The following is a 10,380-nucleotide window of genomic DNA, read 5'->3' as shown; positions in this document are numbered from 1 at the left end:
GGTGACCTAACCGCTAGTCGATGGGCCCAAAAAACATGGGTGAATGAGGGGACTCGAACCCCCGACCTCCAGGGCCACAACCTGGCGCTCTAACCAACTGAGCTACAATCACCATAGAAAACCTACGGACTTTTATTTGTGCGCCCGACTGGACTCGAACCAGTAACCCTCAGCTTAGAAGGCTGATGCTCTATCCATTGAGCTACGGGCGCAACTTCAATCGCCAGAACATCTACCTGTCGGGGCGCCGAGACTCGAACTCGGGACCTCCTGCTCCCAAAGCAGGCACGCTACCAACTGCGCCACGCCCCGTTCTTTAACGGAAGGCCCAATATAGCACAAGATGATTAATTACAAAAAAATAATTTACCCAAAAAAGCCGGATTCAGTGGCAGTGATGTGGCGGCCACAGGTAACTCCTTTCGAGGCCTTCCCCGGCAAAAAAACGCACAGAATCAGTTAACAGCGAAAAAATCCGAAATGATCCGGCGAAGCTCATCATGCCATACCATTTCGACAGCTTCAGCAGGAGTAACGAGCTTTCGCTGCCGCAAATGCATTTCATCCCACTCGTCAAGTATCGTATCAATATAGAGCGGATAGACCTCAACAGAAAACAGTTTGCCGAACTTGCAGTAGCCGAACTGGCCGGCCTGCTGAGGATGCACCACCCCGATCAGACCGGCCTCTTCCAGAGCCTCCTTTGCCGCGGACTCGGCCGGAGAGAACCCTTTTTCAACATGTCCCTTCGGTATAATCCATCTTTCTGATTTTTTTGCGGTAATGAGGACCACCCTGCCTTCAAAAACAGGAATCACCGCAGACTGCTGGTATAGAGACTTGAACCCTTCGGCCATAAGAGCGTTGAGTGATATAAGAGTTAGTTGCTTCTGCGATTACCCGGACAGGCGCACTCCCCCGGAGAGCCCTGCATTACAAATATGCAATAAACTTAAAATACAACTGATTTTATTATTTAACAGCTTGTGCGGCGTCAACGGTATGAGTAATTTCATAATGACGATTCTTCTCAACAAAACCACTCATAAAACATGAAAGCAATCATTCCGGTTGCAGGTGTAGGCTCCCGTTTACGGCCCCACACATTCTCTCACCCTAAAGTATTGCTTAACGTCGCTGGCAAACCGATTATCGGCCACATCATGGACAAGCTCATTGCCGCAGGCATTGATGAGGCTATTGTGATTGTCGGTTATCTGGGATATATGGTTGAGGAGTGGCTGCTGAAAAATTACAGCATCAAATTCACCTTTGTCAATCAGCCGGACCGGCTCGGTCTCGCCCATGCAATCTGGATGTGCAAATTGTTTGTTGATCAGGAAGAGCCGCTGCTGATCATTCTTGGTGACACCATTTTTGATGTAGATCTCGATCCGGTGCTGAAAAGTGCAGAATCTACACTCGGAGTAAAAGAGGTTGAGGATCCGAGACGGTTCGGCGTCGCTATAACCGAAAACGGAAAGATCCTGAAGCTGGTCGAAAAGCCTGACACTCCGATCAGTAATCTTGCTATTGTCGGTCTCTATTTTCTCCTCAAGGCCGGACCGCTCTTCAGAAGTATCGACCATCTGATTGAGCACAGTATCATGACCAAAGGAGAGTATCAGCTCACCGATGCCCTCGAACTCATGATTGAACGGGGGGAAACCTTCACCACCTTTCCGGTTTCGGGATGGTACGACTGCGGCAAACCCGAGACCCTGCTCTCCACCAATGAGATTCTGCTGAAGAAGAATAATCCGGTTACCGCATATCCCGGATGCATTATCAATCAACCGGTATTCATTGGCAAAAAAGCCACACTTGAAAATGCCGTTATCGGCCCCAATACCACAATCGGAGAGGGGGCTGTCATCTCAAATGCGATTGTCAGGAGCTCTATTATCGGCAATGAAGCCCGTGTAAGCAATATCATGCTGGATCAATCCATTGTGGGCAACAATGCGGTCATTACCGGTAACCCGCATGAAATAAATATCGGAGACTATTCAGAAATCCGTGTTGGCTGATAATGTGATAATTTATGACGGGCGTCCGTAAGAGAAGTTTGCATGGAAGCTTTTGAATTATTACATTTGAGCTTTATTTTTCTCTTGACACTCCCATTACCTATGGACACGGTGTCACAAGCTCTCAACAGGGGTTCTGCCCTCGAGCTTGCCGGAAGTTTTTCCGTGTCCAGGTCGTTTCCCCGTGAAATCCCCTTCACCCGAAAAGCTCTCCATTGAAGCAGTTTTTTTCTGTTGTTGCTGTTTTTCGTTTAACCAAAACATTATCGAAACATGTCACAGACCAGGTATTTCTTTACCTCAGAATCCGTATCAGAAGGACATCCGGACAAAGTTGCTGATCAGATTTCAGATGCCGTACTTGATGATTTTCTCCGTCAGGATGCCAACTCCCGTGTTGCCTGTGAGACTTTCGTTACAACCGGTCAGGTTATTGTAGGCGGTGAAGTCACAACCAAGGGAATTGTTGATATCCAGAAAATTGCCCGCCAGGTCGTCAGCGAGATTGGCTACACCAAGGGTGAGTATATGTTTGAGGCGAACTCCTGCGGCGTGCTTTCCGCACTCCACAGCCAGTCACCTGATATCAACCGTGGCGTTGACCGCAAGGAAGAGATTGCTGACGAGTTTGACCGAGTCGGAGCCGGTGACCAGGGTATGATGTTCGGCTATGCCTGCACCGAGACCCCCGAGCTCATGCCTGCTGCGATCCAGTTTGCCCAGCAGCTCGTCAAAAAACTTGCCGAAATCCGCAAGGAGGGCAAAATCATGACCTACCTTCGTCCTGATGCAAAAAGCCAGGTCACACTGGAATATGAAAACGAGAAAGTAAAACGTGTGGATGCAGTTGTGGTATCAACCCAGCACGATCCGGAACCGGCAGGTGTCAGCGAAGCCGAGTGGCAGGCTGTCATCAAGAAGGATATCATTGAGAATGTTATCAACAAAGTGATTCCGGCAAACCTGCTTGACGCAAACACGAAGCTTCACATCAACCCGACCGGTCGTTTTGAAATCGGCGGACCACACGGCGACACCGGCCTTACCGGTCGCAAGATCATTGTTGACACCTATGGCGGTGCAGCTCCTCACGGCGGCGGTGCATTCAGCGGCAAGGATCCTTCGAAGGTTGACCGCAGTGCAGCCTACGCTTCACGCCACGTTGCCAAGAACATTGTTGCAGCAGGTCTCGCAGACAAGTGCACCGTCCAGGTCTCCTATGCCATCGGTGTTGCCCGTCCGGTATCGATCTATATCAATACCCACGATACCGCCAAACAGGGTCTCAACGATGCCCAGATCCAGGAAAAAGCCGAACTGATCTTTGATCTTCGTCCGGCAGCAATCATCAAGCACTTCGGTCTTAACAAACCACAGGGATGGAGCTATCAGCAGACCGCCGCTTACGGGCACTTCGGCCGTGACATCTTCCCGTGGGAAAAAACCGATAAAGTTGCCGAGCTGAAGAAAGCCTTCAACCTGGCCTGAACAATTTCAACACTATTAAAACCCGATGAAGAAATGACAACAGTCGCAGAGGTGCTTGATTATAAAGTAGCCGATCTCTCTCTTGCCGAGTTTGGACGCAAGGAGATCGATATTGCTGAAAAGGAGATGCCCGGTCTTATGGCTATCCGGAAAAAATATGCAGGCAAAAAGCCACTGAGTGGTGCCCGTATTTCCGGATCCCTGCACATGACCATCCAGACCGCGGTGCTGATCGAAACCCTTGTGGACCTCGGAGCCGAGGTTCGCTGGGCGAGCTGCAATATCTTTTCCACACAGGATCATGCTGCCGCGGCTATTGCCAAGGCAGGTGTACCGGTATTTGCATGGAAAGGCGAAACCCTTGACGAATACTGGTGGTGTACCCGCCAGATTCTCGAATTTGAAGGCGGAAAGGGACCGAACCTGATCGTCGATGATGGCGGTGACGCTACCCTGATGATCATCCTCGGTTACAAAATCGAGAACAATCCGGAACTGCTTGAAAAAGCTCCGGGCAATGCCGAAGAGAAAGCGCTCTACCAGCAGCTCAGGGAGGTCTTCGAAGAGGACAACCAGCGCTGGCACAAGGTTGCTGCCGAGATGAAGGGTGTTTCGGAAGAGACCACCACCGGTGTTCACCGCCTCTATCAGATGATGGAAAAGGGCGAACTGCTCTTCCCGGCCATCAACGTCAACGATTCGGTTACCAAGTCGAAGTTTGACAACCTCTACGGCTGCCGCGAGTCACTGGCTGACGGCATCAAGCGTGCAACCGATGTTATGGTTGCCGGCAAGGTGGTTGTTGTGCTCGGTTACGGTGACGTAGGCAAAGGCTCTGCACGCTCCATGCGCGCTTACGGCGCAAGGGTGATTGTAACGGAGATCGATCCGATCTGCGCACTGCAGGCGGCCATGGAAGGCTACGAGGTCGCCACCATGGATGATGCGGTCGGCGAAGGCAACATTTTTGTAACCACAACCGGAAACAAGGATGTTATCACGCTTGAGCACATGAAGAGGATGAAGGATGAAGCTATTGTCTGCAACATCGGTCACTTCGATAACGAGATCCAGGTGGAGCAGCTCAACACCTTTGCCGGAGCAAAAAGGCTCAACATCAAGCCGCAGGTTGACAAGTATACCTTTGCAAACGGCAACTCCATCTACCTGCTTGCCGAAGGCCGCCTGGTAAACCTTGGATGCGCTACCGGTCACCCATCATTTGTCATGAGCAACTCCTTCACCAACCAGACGCTCGCCCAGATTGACCTCTGGACCAACGAGTATGAGGTTGGCGTCTACAGACTCTCAAAAGCACTTGATGAAGAGGTTGCACGACTGCACCTCGATCAGCTCGGTGTCAAACTGACCGAGCTTACCCGTGAGCAGTCAGAATATCTCGGTGTACCTGTTGGCGGGCCCTACAAACCGGAACACTACCGCTATTGACCGGTTGAGGTTTCAACATGAATGCAAAAAAGGCAACCTTCACGGGTTGCCTTTTTTGTTGCTGGGGCGGCAGGATTCGAACCTGCGGATGTCGGCTCCAAAGGCCGATGCCTTACCACTTGGCGACGCCCCAACTTGCGGCTGTGACCCTGTGGTCATAACCGGTGCCGAATATACGCACAATAAGAGAAACTCACAACCAGTGAGGGGGATAACAGGACTCTTATCGATGGATTACACGGGCCCCGGGAATTTCTGAAATTTATAGGCTATCTTGTCACTTCTCCTCTGCCATCTTATGAAACGACTGCGCAATGGTTAAAATTAAAATCTGCGGCATAACCCGCCTCTCCGATGCCCTGGATGCCTCCCTTGCGGGCGCGGATTGCCTCGGCTTCAACTTCAGCAGAAGAAGCCCCAGAGTGATATCGCCTGAAAACGCCAGAGCAATTATTGCACAACTGCCTCCGTTTGTTCAGTCGGCGGGGATATTTGTCGATCAATCACCTGAAGAGATCAATGAGATCTGCCGTTTCTGCGACCTGCAGATAGCGCAGCTTCACAGTGAGCAGTACACTCCGGCGAATGCACAATCCATACATGAAGCACGGGTAATACGGGTATTTCGTCCCGAAGAGGATTTTGATGTTGAGTGGGTGCGATCGTACGCCCGACAGAGCGGCACAAACACCTTTCTCTTTGACGCCTATCGACCCGATATGGAGGGAGGAACCGGCGAGACTATCGGAACAGCGCTCGCCTCGCGAATCTTCAGTGAACTTGGAAGCTCCTGCTACACCATTCTGGCCGGAGGGCTGAACGAAACCAATGTCGCTGATGCAATCAGGCTCGTTCAGCCCTGGGCCGTCGATACGGCAAGCGGTGTTGAATGTGAACCGGGCATAAAGGATCCGGAAAAGATAAAGGCTTTCATCCGTGCAGTACGCCTCACCTCGATTTTATAAATGACGACCGGTCAACTTCTTCTCCCCAGAGATCGGAAGCTGTAACAAATTCAAGCAATGGCCTAAATGTTGCTGTTGGCCGCCACCTCTCCGAGAATAATCTCTGAAGCCGTATCGGGCAGCTCGACCGTAATGAGGTGGCCGCACTCGGGCACAGAGATAAAACGACCCTTTCCGGCCAGCTCGGTGAGCTTTTGGGCGTTCTCGCTCGTCATGATTGCATCCCCTGCACCGGCAACAAAGAGCATGGGCCGGTCAACCGCGCGAACCATAGCCGGAACCGACTCGGTTATTTCAAATGAGGTTATCTGCCGGGTTGTCTGATCAATGGCTTCCGGAGCGCAGAATCCGAGACTCTTAAAGCCGATGAGGATATCATGCAGCAGCACGGTGTTTTTGGCCAGAACCAGCCGGGCAAAGATATAGGCGGGAAGCCACCAGGTGAGTTTACGCAGCAGATTGTTGAATACAAAGGTAATCGTCGACGTGGCAAATGCCTGGATAAAGGCACTGTTCGGCAGGTAGCCGAAATTGAAAAAGGTCATTGAACGAATCAGCCCGGGATGAGAACGCGCATAGTCAAGCGCCACAAAAGGACCGAAGGAGAATGCGGCTATATGAAACTTTCCAAGGCCGAGTTTTGTAACCAGCTCGTGGAGATCATGAGCAAAAAAATCGATATGGTAGTGGTTCCGCGGATCGTTGTCCGACCAACCGTGACCGCGCATATCGTAGGCTATGGTCCGGATCCCCTGCTTGTTGAGTGCGGCGATCTGATGGTGCCACCACATCCACCAGCAATCCCAGCCGTGAATCAGTATAACCGTTTGTGCTGCATCTTTCGGCCCTGAATCATGATAGTGATGTACAATGCCGTTGAGTTCAATAAAACAACTCTTCTCCATCAGGGAGAGTTCGTACGTTGCCCGTTTGGCAGCAGCCGAATCTGATGAAGCCTGAAGATCGAGGAGTTCCTGACGGTACCGGGAAAATTTCTCTGTGGGGGGTAACTGCTGGTGTACCATAACACGTATCAACTTATAGTGAGTAGAGATATGGTCTTTTATTTTTTAAATATACAAAAACTTGACACTCACTCAAGAGTCGGTGGTGTATGGCGAATTATGGCTGTACTTGGATTATATTACTCCCGTATTCATCAATGATCTCCCTTGACCCGGGAGCATTTCAGTGAGGATATTTTCTTGGTTTTTAACAAAATCTTCTGTTCAATACGATAATAATCCCGAACAGAGTACAAACCGGCCAAAAGAGGAAGTATGGAGCAGAGAATACTTGGAACACAGGGGTTGATGGTATCGGCCCAGGGTCTCGGGTGTATGGGCATGTCCGATTTCTACGGAGAACGGAACGAGCGTGAGTCCATAGCCACCATTCACCGGGCTATAGAGCTCGGTATCAACTTTTTGGATACCTCGGACATGTATGGGCCGTTTACCAATGAGCTGCTGATCGGAAAAGCGCTCAAGGGGCTGCGTGACAGGGTCAAGATCGCCACGAAGTTCGGCATCATTCGCAGCACTCCGTCAACAGATGGCGGCTGGGCTCCCGTTACCGGTATCAGCGGCAGACCGGAGTATGTCCGTTCCGCCTGTGACGCGTCGCTGAAACGTCTCGGCATCGACCATATCGATCTCTACTATCAGCACCGCGTTGACAGTGAGGTACCGATAGAGGAGACCGTCGGCGCGATGGCCGAGCTGGTTTCAGCCGGCAAGGTGAGCTATATCGGCCTCTCGGAGGCCTGTGCCGGGACCATCCGCCGCGCCCACAGCGTCCATCCGCTCACAGCCCTGCAGAGCGAGTACTCGATGTGGAGCCGCGAACCGGAGGAGGAGGTGCTCCCAACCCTGCGTGAGCTGGGAATCGGCTTTGTGGCATACAGTCCGCTTGGCCGGGGATTTCTGACCGGAGAGCTGAAAAGCCCGGATGATTTTCCTCTTGACGATTATCGCCGCAACTCACCCCGCTTTCAGGGAGAGCATTTCATGAAAAACCTGGAGCTGGTCAAAAGAATCAAGGTGATTGCTACGAAAAAAGGGATAACTGCCGCTCAACTCGCACTGGCCTGGGTGCTGGCTCAGGGAGCGGACATTGTGCCGATTCCGGGAACCAAACAGAGAGGCTACCTTGAGGAGAATATTGCGGCCGGATCGGTTGTTATCAGCGAGTCCGAGATGGCGGAAATCTCCACTGCCCTTCCAAAAAATGCGGTTTCAGGAGAGCGCTACCCGGAGAGCATGATGAAGTTTATCAATCGATAGAAAAGGGATCGCACGACACTACCGTCAGCGGAGAAGTAAATTTCGACTCGTTCAACCCGACAAAACCATATTCGCCATGAGCAGAAATATTGTCGCAATTGTGGGGAGCTACCGCAAAGGAGGTACCGTTGATCAGGCAATTGATGAGATTCTTGCTGCGGCAAAAGCGGAGGGGGCGACCACAACAAAACACTATCTGATCGACAAAAGGCTCTCATACTGCACAAACTGCCGGAGCTGCACGCAGCAGGAGGGGCTCAAGCGCGGAGAATGTGTTCAGGATGATGAGTTGGAGGTACTGCTCGGCGATATCGACAAAGCCGATGCTCTGGTACTCGGCTCACCGATGAATGCCGGATCGGTTACGGCAGTGATGAAAACATTTATCGAGCGCCTTATCAGTTTTTCTTACTGGCCGTGGGGCCAGGGGGCTCCGAAAGCGAGAGATCCGGAGAAAAAGAGAGTTGCGGTGCTCGTTGGCTCTTCTGCGGCTCCGGCTTTTTTTGCAAAGAGATCGGGCGATGTTCTGCGCTTGCTGAAAACGGCGGCAAACCTGCTCGGAGCAAAGCCGGTCGGTACACTCTTTATCGGACTGGCGGCCCAGCAGCAACAGAAAGAGATCAGCAAGGTCTCAAAAAAGAGAGCCCGGGAACTCGGAAAACAGCTCGCATTGTCATCCCTATGAGGAGCCAAGAAAAATCTTTTCGCATTCACGCCTGATAATCTCCTGCTGCTCAAGAATCAGTTCAGGATCAACCGTAAAGTGGTTAAGGAGCTGTGAAAAGATCTGGATGGAGGTCTCAAATTTTTCGGTAACAACAACATCGGCGCCCTCACTGTAGAGTGCGGCAACATCATCAAGGGTTCTTGCCCTGACGATAATGAACGCTTTTTTGTTGATTTCACGGATCATCGCAATACTCTGGCGGACAGCTGTTGCATCGGAAATACCGAGCACAACCGCACGGGCATGATTGATTCCGGCGCGAAGCAGCGCTTTTTTCTCTGTGCAGTCGCCGTAAAAGATCGGTTCCCCTTTTCTTCTCATCAGTTTAACCGTTTCCCGGTCAATCTCAAGAACCGAGTAGGAGATATTGGTGGCATGCAGCACAGCCGCTACATTCTGGCCGTTAACACCGAACCCGATAATTGCCGCATGAATCTCCCCCGCGCAGATGATGGTGGAGTCGGGCGGACGCGCCGTAACCGATGAGGGATCCCTGGAGGGGAGCGGAATAAATCCAAGTGCGGGCACAACCTGATCAGCAAATTTTGGTGCCAGGGCTATCATGGCCGGAGCGACCGTCATGGTTACCACAATGATTGCGAGCATGGACTGAAAGACCTCATGATCGATCAATCGGTTCTTCAGTCCCGCCTCTGCAAGCACAAAGGAGAACTCTCCGATCTGGGCAAGGGCCATACCGGCCATCATGCTCACCCTGAGGGAGTTTCCGAGAAAAATGGATACTCCCCCGACAACCAGCCCTTTGACGAGCAGTACCATCAGAGCAATGGCAATAAAAAGAGGGAGATTGATCACTCTGATATCGAGCAGAAGTCCGACGGAGATAAAAAATATGCTGGTAAATGCCTCTCGGAACGGGTCAATAGTCATACTGATCTGATGGCTCTCATCGGTACTGGCGATAACCATGCCGGCAACAAAAGAGCCGAGTGCAAGTGAAAGTCCGACAAGCGATGTCAGATAGGCCGCTCCGAAACAGATCACCAGCGCTCCGATTACCAGAACCTCCCTTGCCTGCAGCGAGGCAATAAGACGGACTATTCTCGGCATCAGGATCCTGAAGCCGATAAAAATAGCCGAAGCAAAAAGGATAATAAAACCGATTTTTTTAAAAATCAGCCCGAAAGAGAGCGCGGTATGAGGACTTAAAAAATCAATACCGATCATCAGGGGCACCACCGCAATATCCTGAAAAATAAGGATACCAAGTGCGATACGCCCATGAGGCAACCCAAGTTCATCGCGGTCGGTCAAAATCTTGAGGCAGATCGCCGTACTGCTGACTGAAAAAGTAAAGCCGAGAAACACGGCGGCAGCCGGGGTGACGCCACTGCCGATTGCATACATGAACCAGTAGGCAAGCGTGCTGACCACGATGCCGGTAACCAGAATCTGGACAGCCCCCCCCACCAGCA

9 protein-coding genes and 4 tRNA genes are annotated in these 10,380 nt (G+C 51.5%); 6 read left to right on the top strand and 7 right to left on the bottom strand.

The features are described 5' to 3' along the window. Positions 1 to 37: 37 nt before the first annotated feature. The 4 genes from CFERDRAFT_RS11255 to CFERDRAFT_RS11240 all read right to left on the bottom strand — a co-directional run bounded on the left by CFERDRAFT_RS11255 (position 38) and on the right by CFERDRAFT_RS11240 (position 857). A tRNA-His gene (locus CFERDRAFT_RS11255) sits at positions 38 to 113 on the bottom strand. Positions 114 to 139: 26 nt separating this feature from the next. Next, a tRNA-Arg gene (locus CFERDRAFT_RS11250) sits at positions 140 to 212 on the bottom strand. A 27-nt stretch (positions 213 to 239) separates the two neighbouring features. Then, positions 240 to 312 (bottom strand) — tRNA-Pro (locus tag CFERDRAFT_RS11245). A gap of 143 nt (positions 313 to 455) precedes the next feature. After that, positions 456 to 857, bottom strand: a complete 402-nt coding sequence (locus tag CFERDRAFT_RS11240; protein ID WP_006367356.1) for an NUDIX hydrolase — start codon at positions 855 to 857, stop codon at positions 456 to 458. 195 nt (positions 858 to 1,052) lie between these two features. Between CFERDRAFT_RS11240 and CFERDRAFT_RS11235 the strand changes: the two genes are divergently transcribed. The 3 genes from CFERDRAFT_RS11235 (at position 1,053) to ahcY (ending at position 4,967) form a co-directional block, all read left to right on the top strand. Continuing rightward, positions 1,053 to 2,030: a sugar phosphate nucleotidyltransferase gene (locus CFERDRAFT_RS11235; RefSeq protein ID WP_006367355.1), complete on the top strand. Its 978-nt coding sequence runs from the start codon at positions 1,053 to 1,055 to the stop codon at positions 2,028 to 2,030. Positions 2,031 to 2,303: 273 nt separating this feature from the next. Then, positions 2,304 to 3,518: a methionine adenosyltransferase gene (gene metK, locus CFERDRAFT_RS11230; RefSeq protein WP_006367354.1), complete on the top strand. Its 1,215-nt coding sequence runs from the start codon at positions 2,304 to 2,306 to the stop codon at positions 3,516 to 3,518. Positions 3,519 to 3,551: 33 nt separating this feature from the next. Beyond that, positions 3,552 to 4,967: an adenosylhomocysteinase gene (ahcY, locus tag CFERDRAFT_RS11225; RefSeq protein ID WP_006367353.1), complete on the top strand. Its 1,416-nt coding sequence runs from the start codon at positions 3,552 to 3,554 to the stop codon at positions 4,965 to 4,967. A 61-nt stretch (positions 4,968 to 5,028) separates the two neighbouring features. On the opposite strand, the gene CFERDRAFT_RS11220 is transcribed toward ahcY, so the two are convergent. Next, a tRNA-Gln gene (locus CFERDRAFT_RS11220) sits at positions 5,029 to 5,100 on the bottom strand. 181 nt (positions 5,101 to 5,281) lie between these two features. Here CFERDRAFT_RS11220 and CFERDRAFT_RS11215 point away from each other — a divergent pair. Continuing rightward, the gene (locus CFERDRAFT_RS11215; RefSeq protein ID WP_006367352.1) at positions 5,282 to 5,932 is read left to right on the top strand and encodes a phosphoribosylanthranilate isomerase; all 651 of its coding nucleotides are present in this window, start codon (positions 5,282 to 5,284) and stop codon (positions 5,930 to 5,932) included. A 62-nt stretch (positions 5,933 to 5,994) separates the two neighbouring features. Here CFERDRAFT_RS11215 and CFERDRAFT_RS11210 read toward each other — a convergent pair whose 3' ends face one another. After that, the gene (locus tag CFERDRAFT_RS11210; RefSeq protein WP_006367351.1) at positions 5,995 to 6,957 is read right to left on the bottom strand and encodes an alpha/beta fold hydrolase; all 963 of its coding nucleotides are present in this window, start codon (positions 6,955 to 6,957) and stop codon (positions 5,995 to 5,997) included. A gap of 255 nt (positions 6,958 to 7,212) precedes the next feature. Between CFERDRAFT_RS11210 and CFERDRAFT_RS11205 the strand changes: the two genes are divergently transcribed. Both CFERDRAFT_RS11205 and CFERDRAFT_RS11200 read left to right on the top strand, forming a co-directional pair. Further along, positions 7,213 to 8,217, top strand: a complete 1,005-nt coding sequence (locus CFERDRAFT_RS11205) for an aldo/keto reductase (protein WP_006367350.1) — start codon at positions 7,213 to 7,215, stop codon at positions 8,215 to 8,217. A gap of 76 nt (positions 8,218 to 8,293) precedes the next feature. After that, the gene (locus CFERDRAFT_RS11200) at positions 8,294 to 8,902 is read left to right on the top strand and encodes a flavodoxin family protein (RefSeq protein WP_006367348.1); all 609 of its coding nucleotides are present in this window, start codon (positions 8,294 to 8,296) and stop codon (positions 8,900 to 8,902) included. Here CFERDRAFT_RS11200 and CFERDRAFT_RS11195 read toward each other — a convergent pair. Next, positions 8,897 to 10,378, bottom strand: a complete 1,482-nt coding sequence (locus CFERDRAFT_RS11195; protein WP_006367349.1) for a cation:proton antiporter — start codon at positions 10,376 to 10,378, stop codon at positions 8,897 to 8,899. The genes CFERDRAFT_RS11200 and CFERDRAFT_RS11195 overlap by 6 nt on opposite strands. Positions 10,379 to 10,380 lie beyond the last annotated feature (2 nt).

Origin of the sequence: Chlorobium ferrooxidans DSM 13031 (assembly GCF_000168715.1) — a bacterium.
GTDB classification, from domain to species: Bacteria; Bacteroidota; Chlorobiia; order Chlorobiales; family Chlorobiaceae; genus Chlorobium; species Chlorobium ferrooxidans.
This window is presented reverse-complemented; position numbering and strand designations above follow the sequence as displayed.

Bases quoted from the DNA above. Each gene is read 5' to 3' on its own strand.
- CFERDRAFT_RS11240 (WP_006367356.1), bottom strand. From the start codon at position 857: ATGGCCGAAGGGTTCAAGTCTCTATACCAGCAGTCTGCGGTGATTCCT.
- CFERDRAFT_RS11235 (WP_006367355.1), top strand. From the start codon at position 1,053: ATGAAAGCAATCATTCCGGTTGCAGGTGTAGGCTCCCGTTTACGGCCC.
- metK (WP_006367354.1), top strand. From the start codon at position 2,304: ATGTCACAGACCAGGTATTTCTTTACCTCAGAATCCGTATCAGAAGGA.
- ahcY (WP_006367353.1), top strand. From the start codon at position 3,552: ATGACAACAGTCGCAGAGGTGCTTGATTATAAAGTAGCCGATCTCTCT.
- CFERDRAFT_RS11215 (WP_006367352.1), top strand. From the start codon at position 5,282: ATGGTTAAAATTAAAATCTGCGGCATAACCCGCCTCTCCGATGCCCTG.
- CFERDRAFT_RS11210 (WP_006367351.1), bottom strand. From the start codon at position 6,957: ATGGTACACCAGCAGTTACCCCCCACAGAGAAATTTTCCCGGTACCGT.
- CFERDRAFT_RS11205 (WP_006367350.1), top strand. From the start codon at position 7,213: ATGGAGCAGAGAATACTTGGAACACAGGGGTTGATGGTATCGGCCCAG.
- CFERDRAFT_RS11200 (WP_006367348.1), top strand. From the start codon at position 8,294: ATGAGCAGAAATATTGTCGCAATTGTGGGGAGCTACCGCAAAGGAGGT.